This window comes from Acidobacteriota bacterium, assembly GCA_034211275.1.
Classification (GTDB): domain Bacteria; phylum Acidobacteriota; class Thermoanaerobaculia; order Multivoradales; family JAHZIX01; genus JAGQSE01.
The window spans coordinates 17,589-40,048 of sequence record JAXHTF010000031.1 but is presented as its reverse complement, the minus strand read 5'-3'; the positions used below and the strand labels follow the sequence as shown (position 1 = coordinate 40,048).

Sequence of the window (22,460 nt, the reverse complement as noted above, 5' to 3'; positions counted from 1 at the left end):
GATCGCCGACGGAGATTTTCTCACCATGACCTCATCCCAAGCATCCACCGCCGGCTCCCGCTCTCCGGCATCTCCGGAGGCCTCGTCCCGGGAGCGCCCATCCCTCGAGCCCAAGGCGCGGGAGATCCTCGCCGCCTGGGGGCTGGCGGAGGCGCGCGTCGCGGTGCTCTCCGAGGGCACCGATCTAACCCTGCGGGTGGACTCCGGCGACGAGACCTTTGCTCTGCGGCTCTACGATGCGGATCTCGCCGAGGAGGCCCGCTACGGCGAGGCGGAGGTGATCTCGGAAGCGCTGTGGCTCTCCCATCTCGCCGCCGCCGGCGTGACGGTGCCCCAGGCGGTGGAGGCCGAGGGTGGCGGCACCGCGGTGGCCTGGGCCGAGGACCGCTTCGCCGCCCTCTTCACCTGGCTTCCCGGCCGGGCTCTGGAGGGCGGCCCAGGAGCTCTCCCAGGCGCCGCCGACTATCGCCGCCTGGGGGAGCTCCTGGGGCGACTGCACCGCGCCGCCGAGAGCTTCCAGCCCCCCGACTCCTTCCGCCGGCCGGTCTACGATCTCGATCATCTCCTCGGTCCCGGGGGCCCTCTCGCGGATGCTTCCGGCAGCGATCTCGGCGCAGGTTTCGTCAGCCCGGAGGAGGCGCAGACAGTGCGCACCGTGGCCGCCGAGGTGCGGGAGACGCTGGCGGCGCCGGCGGCCGATGGGACGGCCGCGCAGTGGGGGATGATCCACGGCGACCTCCAGGTCACCAACTACCTCTTCCACCAGGGCCGGGTGGCGGCTCTCGACTTCGCCGACTGCGGCACCGGCTGGTTTCTCTACGATCTCGCCTGCTCGCTGCTGCCGGTGGCCCGCTCGCCGGCCTTCGAGGAGATGCGTGACGCCCTGCTCCGGGGCTACCGTTCAGTCCGGCCCCTAGCCGGTGCCGAGGAGCAGCTGCCGCTCTTCCTCCGAGCCCGCGCTCTCTTCGTGCTGCGCTGGACCCTGCAGCACCGCGAGAAACCGTCGGTGCGCGCCGCTGCCCTGGACATCATCGCCCATGCCAAGGCCTATCTCGGCGCCGACCAGGCGGGCCCTTCGGACGGGCCGGTGCGGCTGCTGGCGCGCATGCGCGAGCACGGCATCCGCCTGTGGGAGGAGGACGGCGCGCTGCGCTTCAAGGCTCCCGCCGGGGCGCTGACGGCGGAGCTGCGGCAGGAGCTGAAAGAACGCAAGCAGGAGCTCTTGGCCTTCCTCTCCGGGCAACGCCGCGCCACCGCCGACGACGGCCCGCCGCTGATGCCGGTGCCTCGCGGTCCTGGCAGCACGGCCCCGCTGTCCTACGCTCAAGAAAGGCTGTGGATCTTCTACCGTCTCGATCCCACCTCCAGCGTCTACAACATCGCCCAGGGCATCGAGATGCGCGGCCGCCTGGCGCCGGCGGTGCTGGAACGCAGCCTGCGGCGCATCGTCGAACGGCACGAGAGCTTGCGCACGGTGCTCTGCGAAGCGGCGGAAGGGCGAAGCGCGGAGGAAGAAGTCCTCCAGCGCATCGACCCGCGGCCTCGGCTGCCTTTCGCCAACGTCGATTTGACGGCGCTGGCCCGCCGCGAGGCGAAGCTGCCCTTCGACCTGGAGCAGGGGCCGCCGCTACGGGCCGTGCTGCTGCGGCTGGGCGACGAGCACCATCACCTGCTCCTGGACGTCCATCACGCCGTCTCCGACGGTTGGTCCACGGGGGTGATGATCCGCGAGCTGGCGGCCCTCTACCGCGCCTTCGACGCCGGCCAGCAGGATCCCCTGCCGCCGCTGGCCATCCAATACGGTGACTATGCCGCCTGGCAGCGCCGCTGGTTGCTCTCCGGCGAGGCCGGGAACCGCGAGCTGGATCGCCAGTTGGGCTATTGGAAGGAGCGGCTGGAAGGCATTCCGGAGCTTCTGGAGCTGCCCCGGGACCATCCCCGGCCGCCGGTGCGTTCCGGTGCCGGAGCGCGGCTGACGGTGGATCTACCGGCGGCGGTGGCGACGGGGCTGGAGGCCCTGGCGCGGCGCACCGACGCCTCCCTCTTCATGGTCCTGGCGGCGGTCTTCGCCGTGCTCCTACGCCGTCTCGGCGCCGGCGACGACCTGCCCGTGGGCACGCCGGTGGCGAACCGCGTGCGGCCGGAGCTGGAGCCCCTCATCGGCTTCTTCGTCAACACCCTGGTGCTGCGGCTGGAGCCCCAGGCCGGGCAAAGCTTTCAGGACCTGCTGGCGACGGTGCGGCGTACCGCTCTCGACGCCTTCGAGCATCAGGACCTGCCCTTCGAGCGGCTGGTGGAGGAGCTGGCGCCGGTGCGCGACGCCGGCCGCACCCCGGTGGCGCAGGTCTTCCTGGCGCTGCAGAATGCCCCCCGGCCGGAGCTCGAGCTGGGCAGCCTCAGGGTGCGGCCGCTGCCCACCGCCGCCACCGCCGCCAAATTCGATCTCGCCCTCTCTTTCTGGCCCGAGGGGGATGCGCTGCGGGGCTCGGTGACCTACAGCACCGAGATCTTCGATGGCGCTTCGGTGGAGCGCTGGATGAACTCTTTCGCCCGCCTGGCCGCGGCGGCGGTGGAGAATCCCGCGGCGCCGCTGACGGAGCTGACGATGCTGGCGCCGGAGGAACGCCGGCAGCTGCTCGAGGAGTGGGCCGCCGGACCGGAGCTCGCATCCGAAGGAATTCCGGTGCCGGAGGCCTTCGCCGCCGTGGCGGAGCGTTACTCCACTGCCCCGGCGTTGAGCGCTGCCGGGCGGACGTCGACTTACGGCGAGCTGGCGAATCTGGCCCGCCGGCTGGCCCGGGGGCTCGTCGCCCAGGGGGTGGAGCCCGGGGACCGGCTGGGCTTGCTCCTGGGGCGCTCGGTGGAGCTGCCGGCGGCGATTCTCGGCACCTGGGCAGCCGGGGCGGCCTATGTGCCCCTCGATCCGGGGCTGCCGGCGGAGCGGCTGGTCTTCATGGTGCGCGACGCGACGCCGGACGGCCGTGCGCCGTTGGTGCTGGTGGACGAGGAGCTGGCTCGCGCTGCCGGGGGCTTGGGGGAGCTGGGGGAGGGAGTGCGCATCCTCGACCTGGCGGAAGTGCTGGCGGCCGGCGAAGACTCCGCTCAGCCTCTGCCGCCGGAATCCACCGGCGACGATCTGGCCTACCTGCTCTACACCTCCGGCACCACCGGCGAGCCCAAGGCGGTGGCGGTGAGTCACGGCAACCTGGGGCATACCCTGGCGGCGGTGGGGCAGGCCTTCGATTTCCGCCCCGGGGAGGCGTCCCCGGCCCTGGCCTCCTTCGCCTTCGACATCTTCCTCTTCGAGCTCTTCGGACCCCTCCTCGCCGGCGGCTCGGTGGCGCTGGTGGAGAACCACCCGACCCTCGATCTCGATGATTTGATCTCGCGGCTCGGCGGCTGGACCTCTATCCACGGCGTGCCGGCGCTGCTGCGCCAGGTGGTGGATCGCTTGCTGAAGGACGAGACCGGGCCGATATCCGGGCTGCGGCAGATCTTCGTCGGCGGCGACCGGGTGCCCCCGGAGCTGTTGGTGGATCTCGCCGCGGTCTTCCCCCAGGCGAGCTCTTCCGAAGGCGCAGTTCGGGTGCTCTACGGCCCCACCGAAACGGCGATTCTCTGCGCCTCCTGGTCGGTGCCGGAGGACGGCAGCGCTCCCGGCGCGATGATCGGCCGGCCCTTGCCGGGCTGCCGCCTGTGGGTGCTGGACGAGGCCGGCGAGCCCGTGGCCACCGGCGTGCCGGGGGAGCTGTGGATCGGCGGGCCGGGAGTGGCCCAGGGCTATTGGCGGCGGGAGGAGCTCACCGCCGAGAAGTTCACCACCGGTCCCGACGGTGAGAGGGCCTACCGCAGCGGTGATCGCGCCCGTTGGCGCCGCGACGGATCCCTCGAATTCCTTGGTCGCGGCGACGGCCAGGTGAAGATCCGCGGCTTCCGGGTCGAGCTGGGGGAAGTGGAAGCGGCCCTGGCGAATCATCCGGCGGTGGCCCAATGCGCCGTGGTGGCCCGGCAGGACGGCGCCTCCGCGAAGCTCGAGGCCTTTGTCGTGCCCGCCGGGGATGGGTCCGGGAATCAGGCCGAGCCGTCGGTGGAGGAGCTACGCGCCACCCTCGCTCGCCGGCTGCCGGTGTACATGGTGCCGGAGGTCTTCTCGGTCCTCGACGAGTTGCCCCTCACCCGCCGCGACAAGGTCGACCGCAAGGCCCTCCTGAGCCTCGGCAGCCGCGCCCTGGCGGCCACTGCCGCGGTGGTGGCGCCGCGCACCGAGCTGGAGGCGGAGGTGGCGGAGCTGTGGTCCGAGCTGCTGGAACGGCCGGAGATTTCCGTCGAGGCGAGCTTCTTCGACCTCGGCGGTAATTCCCTCTCGGCGACCCGCCTGCTGGCCCGGGTACGGGATCGCTGGCAGGTGGAGCCGTCGCTGGCGGAGTTCTTCAACACCCCCACCGTGGCGCATCTGGCCCGCACTTTGGAGGTGACCCTGCGGCTGCGGCGCCAGGCTGCCGAGCCCCGCCGTCACGAAGCCGACGAGGAACGGGAGGAGGGGGACCTTTGACCACCTCGGGGCCCAGCGCAGTCGAGCAGGATCTGGCCCGCTTGTCGCTGGTCGATTTTCTCGACCATCTCCACCGCGCCGACATCGAGGTGTGGGCGGAAGGGGAGCGGCTGCGCTTCAGCGCCCCCAAAGGCGGGTTGCCGCCGGAGCTCCGCGCCGAGCTGGTGCGCCGCAAGCCCGAGCTGCTGACCTTCCTGCAGCAGGTCGGAGCGGGCGACGAGGAACCGTTGGAGCCGCAGCCAAGGGAGGGCCCGCCGCCGCTCTCCTACGCCCAGGAGCGGCTGTGGTTCTTCGACCAGCTGGAGCCCGGCAGCTCCGCCTACAACCTCTTCCAGGCCATCGAGCTCGCGGGACCGCTGTCGGTGCGGGCCCTGGGCCGCTCTTTGGACGCCGTGCGCCGCCGCCACGAGGTTCTGCGCACCACCTTCGGCGCCGCCGGCGAGAGCGCGTCGCCGGTGCAGATCATCCACCCGCCGGCGGCGCGGGCGCTGCCGGTGGTGGATCTTTCGAGGCTGCCGGGGAAGGCCGCCGGGTCCGTCGCCGATGCCTTGGCCGTCGAGGAGCGGCGGCGCCCCTTCGATCTCGGCCGCGGGCCGCTGGTGCGGGCCTGGCTGCTGCGCCTGCCCGGTGACGCCGGAGCTCCGGCGAGCCATCGTTTCCTCATCACCCAGCACCACATCGTCTCCGACGGTTTCTCCACTGGTCTGCTGATCCGCGAGCTGGCGGTGCTCTACCCTTTCTTCGAAGCTGCTGGCTTCGAGGCTGCCAGCTTCCAAGGGGACGCAAAGGTGAGGGCGGCGGAGCTGCCGGAGCTGCCACGGTTGCCGGTGCAATACGCCGACTACGCTATCTGGCAGCGGCGGCGGATGACCGAGGAGGGGGAGGCGGAGCGGCAGCTGGAGCATTGGCGCCAGCGGCTGGAAGGGGCGCCGGAGCTGCTCGAGCTGCCCCTGGACCGGCCCCGGGCTCCCGGCGGCAGCTGCGTCGGCGGGGCGGTGCGGCACGCGCTGCCGGCGGATCTTTCCCGCGCCGCCGAGGCCTTCGGACGGCGCTTCGAAGCGACCCCCTTCATGGTGCTGCTGGCCGTCGCCCAGCTCCTCCTGGGGCGCTGGTGCGGCCAGCTGGACGTGGTGCTGGGAACGCCGGTGGCCAACCGCAACCGGGCGGAGATCGAGCCGCTCTTGGGCTTCTTCGTCAACACCCTGGCCCTGCGTACCCGGCTGCGGGGGGCGGAGAGCTTCGAGGCGCTGGTGCAGCGGGTGCGCACCCAGACCCTCGCCGACTTCGCCCACCAGGATCTGCCCTTCGAGCGCTTGGTGGAGGAGCTGGCTCCCCGGCGCTCGGCGGTGCACACGCCCATCTTCCAGGTCTTCTTCGCGCTGCAGAACGCCTCGCGGCCCCGGCTCGCCGCCGGGGGATTGGAGCTGCGGTCACTGCCATCGCCGCCGGGGGCGGAGATCTTCGACCTCGAGCTCAATCTCAACCCGGAGGCGAACGGCGCTTTGAGCTTGGGCCTGCGCTACGCCCGGCGTCTCTTCGACGCCGCCACCATGGAGCGCCTGGCGCGGCGTTTCGAGGTCCTGCTGGCGGGGGCGTTGGAGGCTCCGGAGACGCCGGTGAGGCGTCTTCCCCAGCTGTCCCCGGCGGAGCGTCGGCAGCTGATGGCGGAGGTGACATCGGGGTCGAGGCACCGGGCGGAAGGCGGAGAACCGAGCCTGTTCTCGCGCCTCGGCCGCGTCGTCTCCTCCAGCCCCGATGCTCCGGCCCTGACCCTTGTTTCGGGGGGAGAGGAAGCAGCGGGGGAGAGCTGGAACCACGATGAGCGCTGGAGTTACCGTGGGCTGGCAGTGTGGGTCGAACGCTGTGCCCGCTCCCTGGCTTCCCGCGGCGTCGGACCGGGGCAGCCGGTGGCCCTGGCCCTGGAGCGCTCGCCGGCGCTGGTCGCCGCCCTGCTGGGGGCCTGGCGCGCCGGCGCCGTCACCGTGCCCCTCGATCCGCAACAGCCGGCGGCGCGACTGAGGCAGATTCTCGACGACGCTTCGGGGGGAGCCGAGGACCTTCTCTTGGTGGTCGAGGAGGAGCTGCCGCCGGGCCTCGATGCGCCCGCCGGGACCCGGGTCGTGCGCCGGGCGGAGCTGCTGGAGGAGGGCGCTGCCGCCGATGGGGCCCATTCGCTAGGAGCGCTACCGCCGGAACCCGGCGGGGAGGATCCGGCCTACGTGCTCTTCACCTCCGGCACCACCGGCCGGCCCAAGGGGGTTGTGGTCAGCCACGGCAACCTCCAGCAGACCCTGGCAGCGAGCCAAGAGCGCTTCCGCCTCGACGCCGACGACCGCGCCGCGGTCCTCGCCGCGCCGGTTTTCGACATCTTCCTCTTCGAGCTTCTGCCGACCCTGCTGGCCGGTGGTGAGGCGGTGCTCTTCTCCCGCTCGGCGGTGCGCGCCATGGAGCCGGTGGTTGAGGCTCTTCCGGCGCTGACGCGGCTGCACGCGGTGCCGGCGCTGATGGCTCAGCTCACCGCTGCCGCGGCGGCCCGGGAGACCAGCCATCCGCGCCTGCGTTCCCTCTTCGTCGGCGGCGACCGGGTGCCGCCGGCGCTGTTGGCGCAGATGCGGGCGGCCTTCGGTCCGGCCGTCGGCGTCCACGTTCTCTACGGACCGACGGAGGACACCATCATTTGCGCCTCCCAGGCCGTGGAAGAGGACGGCGCGGCGCCGGGCGCCCTGGTGGGCCGGCCGCTGCCCGGAGCGGTGCTGCGGGTGGTGGATCGCTGGGGGGACGAGGCCCCCTTCGGCGCTCCCGGCGAGATCGTCCTCGGAGGCGCCGGGGTGAGCGCCGGCTATCTGGGGCGCCCCACCACCACCGCCGCCGTCTTCGTTCCGGATGCGGCCCCGGGTGCACCGCCGGGGGCTCGGGCCTATCGCACCGGTGACCGGGCTCGGCGGCGGGCGGACGGGGTGGTGGAGTTCCTCGGCCGCCTCGACCACCAGCTCAAGATTCGTGGCTTCCGCATCGAGGCCGGGGAGGTGGAGACTCGTCTCGAAGAGCTGCCGGAGGTGGCCGAGGCGGTGGTCCTGGGTCGCGACGACGGCGCCGGCGGCCAGCGCCTGGTGGCCTGGGTGGGGGCGGCGGAGGGTGCCACCCCGGATGCCGCCGAGCTGCGCCGGCATCTGGCGGCGGCGCTGCCGGAGTACATGGTGCCCAGCGCCATCGTGGTCCTCGACGCCCTCCCCCTCACTGCCAACGGCAAGGTCGACCGCAAGGCCCTGCCGGATCCGGAGATGTCTGCGGGAGAGGGAGTGGCGCCGCGCACCGCCACCGAGGAAATCCTCGCTGGCCTCTTCAGCGAGGTCCTGGGGACCGCCGAGGTGGGCGTCACCGACGACTTCTTCCAGCTCGGCGGTCACTCCCTGCTGGCCACCCGCCTGGCGGGGCGCATCCGCGACGCCTTCGAGGCGGAGGTGGGCGTCCAAGCCATCTTCGAAGACCCCACCGTCGAGGGCCTCGCCGGGCGTCTGGCGGGTCTCGCCGGCAGCGCCGAGGCGGAGCCGGTCTTGCCCAAGCAACGGGAAGGAACCGAGCCAGGGGAAGGCCCCGAGCCTCTCTCCTTCGCCCAGCAGCGGCTATGGTTCTTGGACCGCCTGGACCCCGGCAGCACCGCCTACAACATGCCGGCAGTGCTGCACTGCCGCGGGGCCCTCGACCCCGCCGTGCTGGCCCGGGTGTTCACCGAGATCATGCGTCGCCACGAGATCTTGCGGACTCGCTTCCAGGACCAAGCCGAGGGCCCGGTGCAGGTCGTGGCAGCGCCAGCGCCGGTGCCGCTGCCGGTGGTGGATTTGCGCAACTTGCCGGAGTCTGCGGTGCGGGAGGAAGGTTACCGGCTGGCGGCGCGGGAGGCGGCTCAGCCCTTTGACCTGGAGCGCGGGCCGGTGCTCCGGACCCGGCTGGTGCGTCTCGGGAAAGACGACCATCTGCTGCTCTTGGACCTCCACCACATCGTCTCCGACGGTTGGTCCATGGGCGTCCTCATGGGCGAGCTGACGGCGCTCTATCAGGCCTTTGCCGGTGGCGATGCTTCGCTGCTACCAGTGCTGCCGGAGTTGCCAGTGCAATACGCCGACTACGCCCGCTGGCAGCGCCGGCGGCTGACGGAGGAGCGGCTGACGGCGGAGTTGGAGATCTGGCGGCGGCGGTTGGCGGGGGCGCCGGAGGTGCTCGAGCTGCCCACGGACCGGCCTCGGCCGTCGGTGCCCAGCTACCGCGGCGCGTCGGTGCCGGTGCGTCTGGGGGCCGAGGCATCGGAGCGGCTGGAAGAGCTCTCCCGGGCCCTGGGAGCCACCCCGTTCATGCTTCTGCTGGCGGCCTTCCAGGCTTTGCTGGGCCGTTGGAGCGGGCAGGATCAAGTGGTGGTGGGCTCGCCGGTGGCGGGGCGGCCGCGGCGGGAGCTGGAGGGGCTGGTGGGTTTCTTCGTCAACACCCTGCCGCTGCGCCTCGATCTCGCCGGGGATCCTTCCTTCACCGCATTGGTGCAGCGACTACGGCCGGTGGCCCTGGAGGCCTACGCCCACGGCGAGATCCCCTTCGAGCGGCTGGTGGAGGAGCTGGCGCCGCGGCGCCAGTCCGGCGTGCCGCCCCTCTTCCAGGTGGTCTTCGCGCTGCAGAACGCCCCCGGCGGCGAGATCGAGCTGCCGGGGCTGACCCTGGAGCCCTGGGCGCCGCCGGCGCGCACCGCCAAATTCGACCTCACCCTCTCCCTGTCGCGGCATCCCCAGGGCTTTGCCGGCTCCCTGGAGCTCGATCGGGATCTCTTCGACCGCACCACCGCCCGCCGGTTGGCGGCGAGTCTCGAAGCGGTGCTGGCGGCGGTGGCGGCGACGCCGGAGCTGCCCCTGTCCCGCTGGCCGTGGAGCTCCGCCGCCCAGCGTCATCAGCTGCTGGTGGAGTGGCGCGGCATCGAGACCGGCTACCCGCGGGAGAGCTCGCTGCCGGAGCTCTTCGGGCAGACCGTGTCCCGGTGCGCCGACGTCCCGGCGCTGGTGCCCGTGGATGCCTCGGCAGATCCTTGGAGCTACGGCCGCCTCGCTACCTGGTCACGGCGGCTGGCGCGGTATCTGCGGCAGCTGGGGCTGCGCCGGGGGGATCGGGTGGCGGTGCTCCTCGACCGTGAGCCGCGGCTCGTGGGCTCGCTGCTGGCCATTCTCGAAGCCGGCGGCGCCTATGTGCCGCTGGATCCGGCGCTGCCCGAGTCGCGGCTACGGCTGCTGATCGAGGATTCCGGAGCGGCGATTCTGATCACCGCCGGGGAGCTGCCGGGGGCACTGTCCCAGGAGCTCGCCGAGAAGCTGCCACATCTGCCCACCATGGTCGATGTGGAGGCCTCCGGGGAGCTGCTGGAAGAGCTCGACGACGCTCCCCTGGGGCTGCCCCTCGATGCCTCGGATCTGGCCTACATCATCTACACCTCGGGCTCCACCGGCCGGCCCAAGGGGGTGGCGGTGCCTCATCGGGCGGTGGCCCGGCTGGTGCTGGAGGCGGGCTGGGCGCGGCTCGCCGCCGACCAGACTTTCCTGCTCTTGGCGCCGGTCTCCTTCGACGCCTCGACCCTGGAAATCTGGGGCGCCTTGCTCCACGGCGCGCCGCTGGTGCTTTTCGAAGAGCGGGTGCCTTCGGTGGTGAGCTTGAAAGAAGCCCTGGGGCGCCACCGGGTGTCGTTCCTGTGGCTCACCACCGGGCTCTTCAACATGGTGATGGACGAGGATCCGGCGGCGTTGGCGGAGGTCGGCCAAGTGCTCACCGGCGGGGACGTGGGCTCGCCTCCTCATATGCGCAGGCTGCTGGCGATGCCGGGGACGAGAACCCTGACCAACGCCTACGGCCCGACGGAGAACACCACCTTCACCACCTGCCACGGCATGACCCGGCCGCAGGAGGTGCAGGCGCCGGTGTCCGTGGGGCGCCCCATCGAGGACACCGAGGTGGTGATCCTCGGCCGCGACGGCGTGCCGGCGCCGGTGGGGGTGGCGGGGGAGCTGTGTGCCGGCGGCGACGGTCTCGCCTGGGGCTATTTCGGCGACCCCCGCCGCACCGCCCAGGCCTTCGTCCCCCGCGCCCAGCCCCGCCGCCCCGGGGACCGCCTCTATCGCACCGGAGACCGGGCGCGTTTTCTGGCCGACGGGCGCATCGACTTCCTCGGCCGATTCGACTTCCAGGTCAAGATCCGCGGCTTCCGCATCGAGCCGGGAGAGATCCAGGCAGTGCTCGCCGACCACCGGTCGGTGGCCCAGGCGGTGGTGCTGGCGCGCAGCAACGCCGCCGGGGACAAGCGCCTCCTCGCCTGGGTGGTGCCGGAAGCTCCGCGGGAGGGGGAGGAGGCCGTCTCTCCGGCGGATCTGGAGGAGCTGCTGGTGGCCCATCTCTCCCAGCAGCTGCCGGCCTACATGGTGCCCGATGCGGTGATGGCTCTAGCGGAGCTGCCCCTGACCGCCAACGGCAAGATCGATCGCCGGGCGCTGCCGGATCCGGAGACCACGGCGGGGTTGGGGGAGCCGCCGGCCACCCCCTCGGAGGAGCTGCTGGCGGAGATCTGGCAGGACCTCCTCTCGGTGCCTTCGGTGGCCCGGCAGGATGACTTCTTCGAGCTCGGCGGCCACTCGTTGCTGGCCACCCGCCTGGCTTCGCGGCTACGGGACGCCGCCGGGGTCGATCTGGCCCTGCGGGCGATCTTCGATCATCCGACGCTGGAGGATCTCGGCCGAGCCCTGGACGCGGCGCGGGAAGAGGCGCAGGATCCGGTGCTGCCGGCCCCCGGCGACGAGCCCCGGCCCCTCTCTTTTGCCCAGCAGCGGCTGTGGTTCCTCGACCGTCTGGAGGGGGCCAGCGCTGCCTACAACCTGCCCACGGCTCTGGAGCTCGAGGGACGGCTGCAGCCGGCGGCGCTGGCGACGGCGCTGGCGGCGGTGGCTCGCCGCCACGAGAGCCTGAGGACCACGTTCCGCGAGGGACCCAGCGGCCCATTGCAGATCGTCGCGCCGCCGGGCCCGGTGCCCCTGCCGGTGGTGGATCTGTCGCGGCTGCCGGAGGCGGCGGCCCGGGAGATCGCCCGCCGCCTGGGCGCCGCCGAGGCGGGCACCCCCTTCGATCTGGAACGAGGCCCGCTGCTGCGGGCGCTGCTCCTGCGTCTCGGCGGTGAGCACCATGTCTTCGTGGCGAATCAGCACCACGCCGTCTCCGACGGCTGGTCCATGGGCATCTTCGTACGCGAGATCGCCGCCGCCTACCGCGGGGCGGTGGCGGCGCCGGAGCGCTCGCCCAGGGAGCTGCCAGATGAGCTGCTAGATGAGCTTGCTGATGAGCTCGCCTCGCTGCCCGTGCAATACGGTGACTACTCCCTGTGGCAGCGTCGCCGGCTCGACGCTTCGCGACTGGCGGCGGAGGTGGAGCATTGGCGCCGGCAGCTGGAGGGGGCTCCCCAGCGGTTGGAGCTGCCGGTAGATCACCCGCGGCCGGCGGTGCAGAGCTATCGCGGCGCCACCGTGCCGGTGCGGCTGCCGGCGGCGCTGGCGGAGCGTCTCGACGCCGTGGCCCGGGAGGGCGGAGCGACCCTCTTCATGGTCCTGCTGGCGGGCTGGGCTACGGTGCTGGCGCGCTGGTCCGGGCAGCGGGACCTGCTGGTGGGCTCGCCGGTGGCGGGGCGGGTGCGCAGCGAGCTGGAGGGGCTCATCGGCTTCTTCGTCAACACCCTGGTGCTGCGCCTCGACCTGCGCGCCGACCCTGGCTTCGCTGGGGCGGTGGAGCAGGCCCGCCATCGCGCCCTCGACGCCTACGCCCACCAAGAACTGCCCTTCGAGCGGCTGGTGGAGGAGCTGGCGCCGCAGCGGGACCTCTCCGCCCAGCCCCTCTTCCAGGTCTTCTTGTCGCTGCAGAATATGCCGTCGGAGCCGCTGGAGCTGCCGGATCTCGACTTGACGCCCGTGGCCACCGGCTCCGCCGCCGCCAAATTCGACCTCTCTCTGACCTTGGGCCCGCGCCCGGAAGGCAGCCTCGAAGGCTCCCTGGAGTACGCTGCGGACCTCTTCGACGCCACCACCGTGCAGCGCCTGGCGGGTCACCTGGAGCGGCTGCTGAATTCGGCGGTGGAGGATTCCCGGCGCCCGGTGTCGACCCTCGGCCTGCTGTCGGCGGCGGAGGAGCATCAGCTGCTGCGGGAGCTCAACGGTGCGCCGGGGCGGGTGCCCCTGGGCGAGCTTCCCACCCTCCACCGGCGGTTCCTGGAGCAGGCGGCGAGAACCCCGGACGCGACAGCCCTGGTGGCGGCAGGGGAAGAGCTCAGCTACCGCGAGCTCGAAGCGCGCAGCCGCCGGCTGGCAGGCCGGCTGGCGGCGGTGGGGGTAGGGACGGAGGTGGCGGTGGGGGTGTGCCTGCCCCGCCGCGCCGACCTGGTGGTCTCCCTGCTGGCGGTGCTGCGCGCCGGCGGCGCCTACGTTCCCCTGGATCCGGCGTATCCGGAGGAGCGCATCGAGTTGATGATGGAGGACTCCCGGGCGCCGGTGGTGGTGACGGACGAGACCCAGGCGGCGCGCTTCGAAGCGCCGCACTTCCGCGGTGCCCGCTTTGGGGACGGCGGGCTGCGGGTGCTCTTCGCGGATTCCGCCGCCGAGCCGGCGGGGGAAGGGACGCCGGATTCGGTTCCGGTTTCCCCTCGCGGCTTCAGTCTCGACGAGCGAGCCCGGCCGGAAAACCTGGCTTATTTCATCTACACCTCCGGCTCCACCGGGCGGCCCAAGGGCGTCGCCATCGAGCATCGCAGCGCGTCCCGGATGGTGGAGTGGGCCCTGGAGCGCTTCCCGCCGGAGGTCACCGCCGGCACCCTGGCGGCGACCTCGGTGTGCTTCGATCTGTCCATCTACGAGATCTTCATGCCCCTGGCCCGAGGCTCGGCGGTGATCTTGGCGGACAACGCTCTCAGCCTGCTGACCCTTCCGGAGGCGGTGCGGCGGCGGGTGACCCTGGTCAACACCGTGCCGTCGGCGATGGCGGTGTTGGTGCGGGAGGAAGGAGTGCCGGAGGGCGTCCGCGGGATCAACCTCGCCGGGGAGCCCCTCGCCCGCTCCCTGGCGGACGCGGTCCACGCCCTCCCCGGGGTAGGGGCGCTCTACGATCTCTACGGACCTTCGGAGGACACCACCTATTCGACGGAGGAGCGGGTCGAACGCGACACGGCGGATCCGCCGCGCATCGGCCGGCCCCTCACCGGCACCCGCGGCTACGTGCTGGCACCGGACTTCCGGCCGCTGCCCCGGGGCGCCCGCGGCGAGCTCTTCCTGGCCGGGGACGGGCTCTCCCGCCAATATTTCCGCCGCCCCGCCCTCACCGCCGCTTCCTATCTCCCCGACCCCTACGGCGGCGAGGCCGGCGGGCGCATGTACCGTACCGGCGATCTGGTGCGCTACCTCGCTGACGGCCGCCTCGACTATCTGGGGCGCCGGGATCATCAGGTCAAGCTGCGGGGTTTCCGCATCGAGCTGGGGGAGATCGAGACGGTGATCCGCTCCCATCCCGCCGTGGCGATGGCGGCGGTGGCGGTGCGCACCCGTGGAGGGGAGGCCTCGCTGGTGGCCTATCTCGAGCCGCGGCCGGAGACGGAGCTGGACGCCGAGTTAGACACCGAGGAGCTGCAGCGCTGGCTCGGCGAGCGGCTGCCGGCCCACATGGTGCCCTCGCTCTTGGTGGTGCTGGACGCCTTGCCCCTCAACCCCAACGGCAAGATCGACCGCAAGGCGCTGCCGGAAGTGGACGCCCCGCACAAGCCTCAGGAGCCCCCCGCCACCGTCGGCGAACGGCTTCTCGCCGGCATCTGGTGCGAGCTCCTGGGCCGAGACGCGGTCTACCGTCAGGATAGTTTCTTCGAGCTCGGTGGCCACTCGCTGCTGGCCACCCGCGTCGTGTCGCGGCTGCGGCAGGAGACGGGGGTTGAGCTCTCGCTGCGGCGCCTCTTCGATCACCCGACCCTCGAGGCTCTGGCCCGTCACCTGGAGCAGGCGGAAGGCCAAGCGGTGGGGGGAGCGCTGCTGGAACCAATTCCGCTGGAGCCAGTGCCGCGGGACGGCGAGCCCCTGCCCCTCTCCTTCGCCCAGGAGCGCCTATGGTTCCTCGATCGTCTGGAGGGGGCCAGCGCCACCTACAACATGCCCGCGCCGCTCCGCCTTCGGGGACTGCTGCGTCCCGCTCGGCTGGCGGCGGCGCTGAGCGCGGTGAGCCAGCGCCACGAGGTCTTGCGCACCCTCTTCCCGCCGGTGGCCGACGATGCGGAGAGCGAGGGCGCTCCGCGGCTGGTCATCCTGCCGCCCCGACCGGTACCTTTGCCGGCGGTGGATTTGTCGCGGCTGCCCTCGGAGACCGCCGAAGAAATGGCTCGGGGCCTCGCCGCCGAGGAGGCCGCCCGGCCCTTCGACCTGGCTCGGGGGCCGTTGCTGCGAGCGCTGCTGGTGCGTCTGGCCCGGGACCACCACCTGCTGATGACCAACCAGCATCACATCGTCTCCGATGGATGGTCCATGGGGCTCTTCGTCGGCGAGGTGGCGCGGCTCTACGGTGAGGGTGGAGAGACCGACGCTCTGCCGCCGCTGCCGGTGCAATACGCCGACTATGCGGCCTGGCAGCGCCGGCGCCTCACCGGCGAGGTGCTGGCGGCGGAGGTGGAGCATTGGCGTCGGGAGCTGGCGGGGGCGCCCCAGCATCTCGATCTGCCCACCGACCGCCCGCGGCCGGAGCGTCAGAGCCACCGCGGCGCCTCGGTGCCGGTGCGTCTGCCGGCGGTCCTCGGGGAGCGTTTGGAGGCCCTCGGCCGGGAGCACGGAGCGACCCTCTTCATGGTCTTGCTGGCGGCCTTCTCGCTGCTCCTGGCCCGCTGGTCGGGGCAGCGGGATCTGCTCCTGGGGACGCCGGTGGCGGGGCGCCTGCGGCGGGAGCTGGAGCCGCTGCTGGGCTTCTTCGTCAACACCCTGGTGCTGCGTATGGACCTGGGAGCCGAGGCCGGGGAGGCCACCTTCGCCGCGCTTCTGGCTCAGGCTCGGCGCCGGGTGCTCGACGCCCACGCCCACCAGGAAGTGCCCTTCGAACGCCTGGTGGAGGCGCTGGCGCCGCGCCGGGACCTCTCCCGCCAGCCGCTCTTCCAGGTGCTCTTGGCCCTGCGCAACACCCCCGGCGAGGGGGCGGCGCTGCCGGGGCTGGAGGTGGAACCGGTGGGGGTCGCGGGCACCAGCGCCAAATTCGATCTGACGTTGAATCTTGGAGAGGCGGCTGACGAAGGCGGCAGCGTTCTCGTGGGCGGTCTCGAATACGCCGTCGACCTCTTCGACCGCAGCACCATCGAGGACCTTCGGCAGCGCTTCCAGACCCTCTTGGAGAGCGTCGTCGAGGCCCCTGAAGCTCCTCTCGCCGAGCTTGGCTGGTTGCCGCCCCAGGAGCGCTCGCAGATGGTGGCGGAGGAGGTCGTGGCTCCGGAGGCGGCTGTGAAGATCGTTTCTCCGAGGGTGGCCCAAAGGCCGCCGGCGGACGAGACCGAAGGGGCCCTGGTGGAGCTCTTCGGCGAGCTGCTGGATTCTGACCAGGCGACCCCCACCAGCGATTTCTTCGCCCTCGGCGGTACCTCCTTGATGGCGGTGCGGGTGATGGCGCGCATCCGGCGGCGGCTGGGGGTCAGCCTGCCGGTGGCGACCTTGTTCAGTCATCCGACGCCGGAGGCTCTGGCGCTGCTGGTGCGCGGCCAGTCTTCGGCGGCGGAGGGATCGCTGGTGCAGCTGCGCCCCGGGGAAGGCCCGCCGCTGGTGTTGATTCATCCCATCGGCGGCCAGGTGCTGTGCTACGCGCCGCTGGCGAGGCAGCTCGATCCGCAGCAGCCCATCGTCTCCTTCCAGGCCTCGCCGGAGGGATCTCCGGACACTCTGGAAGAGCTGGCCGCCGACTACCTCAGGACCCTGCGAGAGCACCAGCCCGACGGACCCTATCGCCTCGCCGGCTGGTCCATGGGCGGAGTGGTGGCTTACGAGATGGCTCGGCAGCTGGAAGCTGTTGGGAAGGAAGTAGAGCCGCTGGTCTTGATCGATCCTCAGCTGCCGCCCATGCCCGAGGTGGACGAGGCGACTCTTCTGGGGCGCTTTGGTCTCGACCTGCTGGCGTCCCGGCCCGGGGCGGCGGTGGCGCCGGAAGCATTGGCCGGGCTCGATCCCCGCGGCGGTCTCGAAGGGCTCCTGCGGCGTGCTCATCGCCGCGGGCTGCTGCCGGAGGATCTGGCGCTGGAGGATGTGCGGGCGGCCTGGGAGATCTTCCGCCGGCATCATCGTCTGCTGGTGGACTATCGCCCCGAGGGCTATACCGGACCGGCGACGCTGCTGCGCGCCGTTGGTTCTCCCGACGCTAGGGGCCCCGTCGACGCCGCCGGCTGGCGGCGGCTGCTGCCGGAGCTGAAGGTGGTGGACCTCGAAGGCGATCACTACTCGCTGGTTCTCGGCCCTCCGGTGGGCGAGGTGGCTCAGCGCCTCAGCGAAGCCCTCGAGACACCGCGGGAGGAGCGGCCATGACCGCCCTTCCGCGCCTCCTACTCGCCGCGCAGGACGGTGGCGGGATCGACCCGCGTCGCCCGGCGCGCCGGCAGCAGCGCCGCCAGCAGGGCCACCACCAGCACGATCAGGCCAATACCGCCGAGGAGCATGGGATCCGGACGGTCGAGCTCGAAGACGTAGGCCTCCAGCAGGCGGGTGAGCAGGAAGGAGCCCGCCAGCCCCAGGAAGAGACCGATGCCGGTGACCGTCAGACCTTGGCGCACCACCTGCCACAGGATCTCGCTGCGCTGGGCGCCGAGGGCCATGCGCAGGCCCAGCTCGCGGCTGCGGCTGGCGACGCTGTAGGTCAGGATGCCGTAGATGCCGATGAGCGCCAGCACCAGGCCGAGGCTGGCGAAGCTGGTGAGCAGGGCGGCGGCGAAGCGCTCGTTGCCGTGGCTCTCGGCGATCATCTCCCGCGCCGTAGCGACGTCGTAGAGGGGCTGTTGGGGGTCGATCTCCCGCAACGTCCGGCGGATCGCCGGCAGGGCGTTGTTGGGCGGGCCCTCGGTACGCACCGTCAGCGCCACGTTGTCGTTGATGAAGCGGAAGTGGGTGATGGGAATGTAGAGGGTCTCCGCGGTGTCCCCGCTGTCGATGACGTCCTCCACCACGCCTACCACCGGTCCCCAGGGCCGCTCCAGCTCCCAGGGCGCGCGCTTCATTTGCCGTCCCACGGCGTCCTGGCCGGGGAAGAAGCGCTCCGCCATGGTGCGGCTGATGACGAAGGCCGGCGGCGTCGGGTTCATATCCCGCTGCTCGAAGAGACGGCCGCCCACCAGCCGCACGCCGAGGGCTTCGAGATAGCCCTCGTTGACCATGCGGAAATTGGCGGCGAGCATTTCCCCGGGGTCCGTCGGCGGCCGGCCGTCGATGGAGAAGGGGGAGAGCATGCGCACCTGGTCCAGGGGGAAGAGGGTGGTGACGCCGGCGGCGCGGACGCCGGGCAGCGCTTCCAGGCGCTCGCACAGGGTGTCGATGAATTGGACCTTCTGGACGTCCTCGGGATATTTGGAGCTCGGCAGCGCCATGTGGGCTACCAGCAGATTGTCCGCTTCGAAGCCCGGGTCGACGGCCACCAGCCGTTGGAAGGTGCCCACCATCAGGAAGGCGCCCACCAGCAGCACCGTGGCCACCGCCACCTCGGCGACGACGAAGCTGGTCAGCCAGCGGCGGCCGCCAGAGGACAGGGAGCCCCGGCTCTCTTCCTTGAGCAGGCTTTGCAGATCGACCCGCGAGGCGTGGAGCGCCGGAATCAGACTGAAGATCACGCCCACCACGGCGCACACCGCGAGGGTGAAGCCCAGGACCCGCAGGTCCGGCGTCAGCCGCGAGGCGAAGATGTAGATGTCCGCCAGGGGACTGAGGCGCACCACCGGGCCGAGGATGGTGAAGGCCAGGATCAGGCCGAAGCCGCCGCCGAGGATCGCCAGCACCAGGCCTTGGAGCATCATGCGGGCGATCAGGCGGGAGCGCGAGGAGCCCAGCACCGAGCGCAGAGCGACCTCTGCGGCGCGCTCCGTAGAGCGGGCCAGGAGCATGCTGGCGGCGTTGGCGCAGGCGATGAGCAGCAGGAAGGCCGCCGCCGCTGCCAGCAGCCAGACCACCCCGGTGTCCAGATCGCCGGTGATCTCCTCGCGTACCGGAGTCAGCCCGAAGCCCCAATCGGTATTACTCTCCGGATAGTCCTGGGCCAGCTGGGCGGCGATGGCGTTCAGCTCCTGCTGCGCCTCCTCGAGGCTGGCGCCGTCCCGCAGCCGGCCGACCACGTGCAGATAGTGGGAGGCGCGGGGATTGTTGACGTCGAAGCCCATGGGCACCCACAGCTCGGCGTCGTAGGGGTAGCGGTAGCTCGGCGGCAGGACGCCGATGATGGTGTGGGGCTCCTGGTTGATGATCACGTCCTCGCCGAGGAGGTCCGGATCCCCTCCCAGGTGGCGCTGCCAGAGGTCGTAGCTGAGCACCGCCACCCGCGCCGGCGCGCCGGCCTGGTCCTCGTCGGGAGAGAAGCTGCGGCCGAGGATGGGCTCGATGCCCAGGACCTCGAAGGCACCGGCGCTGGCGTAGGCGCCGAAGACGCGGATGGGCTCTTCCGTACCCTGCAGATTGAAGCTGCCCTCGTCCTGCAGCGCCAGGCCCTCGAAGACCTCCGTGCGCTGACGCAGCACGTCGTAGTTGAGGGCAGCCATGCTGGTCACTCGGGGGCTCTCGCCGGGCCGCTCCTGAACGTCCTGGATGCGCAGCAGCTCCTCTTCGTCGGCGAAGGGCAGTGGCCGGAAGAGCAGGGTGTTGGCGATGGTGAAGACCGCCGTCAGGGCGCCGATGCCGAGGGCCAGCGACAAGACTGTGACGAGGGTGAACACGGGCCGCCGGCGCAGCTCGCGAAAGGTCTGACGAAGCTCCTGCAGAAAAATGTCCAAAAGGGCCTCCGGAAGAGATTCAAAACATGCCGCCGGGCCCGGCGGTGGATGTGCAGCACAGGCCGGGAGAGGGTGCGTAACTCCCGGAATCCAAGCAATATAGCAGAGCTGGAAAAATGCTCCCAAACGGTCCGGGGAGTGTCCCGGACAGCCTGGTTGGGGGCACCCCTACGAAGTGGCTCGGCCACGCCCGCCCTTCTCCAATCCCCTGAAAGGAGCCGCCATGTCCTCCTCCGCTCGTGACACGAGTGTTTCATCTCGCCCCCGTCGCTGGCTGCGGTGGCTGGGCCGGGCCGTCCTGGTTTTGGTGCTGCTGGTGGTCGTGGTTCTTCTCGCCGCCGGTCTCTGGTTGCGCTCGCAATTGCGGGGGAGTCTGCCGGCGGTGGACGGAGAGATGACGGTGGCGGGTCTCGCGGCGCCGGTGAGCATCGACCGAGACGAGCTCGGGGTGGTGACGGTGGCGGGCACCTCCCGGGAGGATGTGGCCTACGGCCTCGGCTTCGTCCACGCCCAGGACCGGCTGCTGCAGATGGATTTGATCCGGCGCCAGGCCGCCGGCGAGCTGGCGGGGCTCTTCGGGGCGCGGCTGGCACGGGTGGACCGGCGGCTGCGCATTCACCGCTTCCGGGCCAACGCGGAGCAGGTGTTGGCGGCTCTGCCCGCCCAGCAGCGAGACCTGCTGGCGGCCTACACCCGGGGCATCAACGCCGGCATCGCGGCCCTCGACGAGCCGCCGTTCGAATATCTCGTGCTGCGCCGCTCGCCGGAGCCCTGGACCGAGGCGGACTCGGTGCTCATGCTCCACAGCCTGTGGGTGATGCTCCAGGGCAGTGCCCAGGAGTACGAGGAGACTCTGGCGGCGCTCCACCGCTGCCTGCCGGAGGAGACCTACCGGCTGCTCACCCCCCGCGGCACCCCGTGGGACGCTCCCCTGGCGGGAGAGGCCTCGCCGTGGCCCGAGGTGCCCAGCCCCTTGAGCACGGTGCCGGCGCCGGCGGATTCCGCGGCCGGGGAGGCTTCCGGGCCGGAGGAGGAGAGCTCCCAGGCCTTCCTCCATGCTCCCTGGGAGCGAGGCCTGAGCGGTGCCGAGGGGCTGGAGGTCGCCGGTAGCAACGCCTGGGTGGTGTCCGGAGAGCACACCGGTCACGGCGGCGCCATGCTCGCCTTGGACATGCACATGGGCTACACCTTGCCCAATATCTGGTATCGCACGGTGCTCCAATGGCCCGACGGTGCCGGTGGCGAACACCGCCTGGCGGGCATTACCCTGCCGGGCCTGCCGCTGCTGGTGGCGGGGAGCAACGGGCACGTCGCCTGGGGCTTCACCAACGGTCGCACCGACTCCCTGGACGTAATCCTGCTGGAGCCGGATCCCCAGGACGAGACGCGCTATCTCACTCCCGACGGGCCGCGGGCCTACGAGGTCTTCGACGAGACCTTCGAGGTGCCGGGGCAGGAACCGGAGGTCGGTTCGGTGCGCTGGACCCTCTGGGGGCCGGTGCTGGAGGACGGTATCGGCGGCCCGGAGGGCGCCCAGCCGGCAGCGGTGCGCTGGATCCCCCACGACCCGGCGGCGGTGAATCTGGAGCTGCAGGCCTTGGAGACCGCCACCACGGCGCAGGAGGCTCTGGAGATCGGCCGCCGCTCCGGCCTGCCGTCCCTCAACATGCTGGTGGCGGATGCCGACGGCCACATCGGCTGGACCATGGTGGGCCGGGTGCCGAAACGCGTCGGCGGCGCCGGCCGGCTGCCGGTCTCTTGGTCTTCAGAGATGGGGTCTTCGGAGGCGGGAGGATGGGACGGCTACCTGGCGCCGGAAGAGGTGCCGATGATCCTCGATCCGCCGTCGGGGCGACTGTGGTCCTCCAACCAGCGGGCCCTGGCCTTCCCGCCGGAAGCGGCGGAGGCTGAGGGAGCCGCGGAGGTCGAGACCAGCGCCGTGGGGTCGAGGGAGGCTTCCTCGGGCCTCGCCGAGGTCGATCTGCTGGGTGACGGCAACTTCGGCCTCGGTGCCCGGGCGACCCAGGTACGGGATCAGCTCATGGTGCTGGAAGACGCGGACGAGCAGGACATGCTCGCCATCCAGCTCGACGACCGGGCCCTCTTCCTGGAGGGTTGGCGACAGCTCCTCCTGGACGTTCTGGACGACGAGGCGGTGGCGGGTCATCCCCAGCGCGGCGAGCTGCGCCGGCTGGTGGACAACTGGCAGGGCCGCGCCACCGTCGACGCCGTCGGCTACACCCTGGTGCGCGATTTCCGCCTGGAGCTCGGCTCCCGGCTCTTCGACGCCATCGCCGGCGGTTGCCCCATGCCCGACGAGGAATACGACTACCTGGACGATTACGGTCAGGCCGAGGGCGCCGTCTGGGCGCTGGTGGAGGCGCGGCCGCCGGAGGCCGCGGCTGGTGTCGAAGGAGGCTGGGACGGATTGTTGCTGGAGGCCGCCGACGCCGTGGTGGCGGAGGTGGAAGAGCGGCAGGAGGCCCTCGCCGACCAGACCTGGGGCGAGCGCAACCGCTTGCGCATGACCCACCTCTTCAGCCGCATGGCGCCGGGGCCGGTGAAGGGCTGGCTCGACATGGCGCCGGATCCCCAGCCCGGCGACTTCTACATGCCGCGGGTGCAGAGCAGCGGCTACGGTCCGTCCCAGCGCATGGTGGTGGCCCCGGGGCGGGAGGATCAGGCCATCTTCCACATGCCCGGCGGCCAGAGCGCCCATCCCATGTCCCCCCACTACCGCGACGGCCACCAGGCCTGGCTCGCCGGGGAGGCGACGCCGCTGCTGCCGGGAGCGGCGCAGCACACCCTGCACTTGGTTCCGGGGGAGAGAGGGGTTCCCGAGGGGGGCGAGGGAGGAGCGGACGGGGCCGGTTCCGAGCACTGAGG

4 protein-coding genes are annotated in these 22,460 nt (G+C 71.7%); 3 read left to right on the top strand and 1 reads right to left on the bottom strand.

Going from position 1 to position 22,460, the window contains the following annotated elements; translation table 11 throughout:
- Positions 1–25 precede the first annotated feature (25 nt).
- The gene (locus SX243_07695) at positions 26–4,552 is read left to right on the top strand and encodes an amino acid adenylation domain-containing protein (protein ID MDY7092838.1); all 4,527 of its coding nucleotides are present in this window, start codon (positions 26–28) and stop codon (positions 4,550–4,552) included.
- Positions 4,549–17,133: an amino acid adenylation domain-containing protein gene (locus SX243_07690; protein MDY7092837.1), complete on the top strand. Its 12,585-nt coding sequence runs from the start codon at positions 4,549–4,551 to the stop codon at positions 17,131–17,133. The genes SX243_07695 and SX243_07690 overlap by 4 nt, the downstream gene beginning before the upstream one ends.
- Positions 17,134–17,150: 17 nt before the next feature.
- On the opposite strand, the gene SX243_07685 is transcribed toward SX243_07690, so the two are convergent.
- Positions 17,151–19,574: an ABC transporter permease gene (locus SX243_07685; protein MDY7092836.1), complete on the bottom strand. Its 2,424-nt coding sequence runs from the start codon at positions 19,572–19,574 to the stop codon at positions 17,151–17,153.
- A gap of 223 nt (positions 19,575–19,797) precedes the next feature.
- Between SX243_07685 and SX243_07680 the strand changes: the two genes are divergently transcribed.
- Positions 19,798–22,458, top strand: coding sequence for a penicillin acylase family protein (locus tag SX243_07680; GenBank protein MDY7092835.1), 2,661 nt, complete (start codon positions 19,798–19,800; stop codon positions 22,456–22,458).
- Positions 22,459–22,460 lie beyond the last annotated feature (2 nt).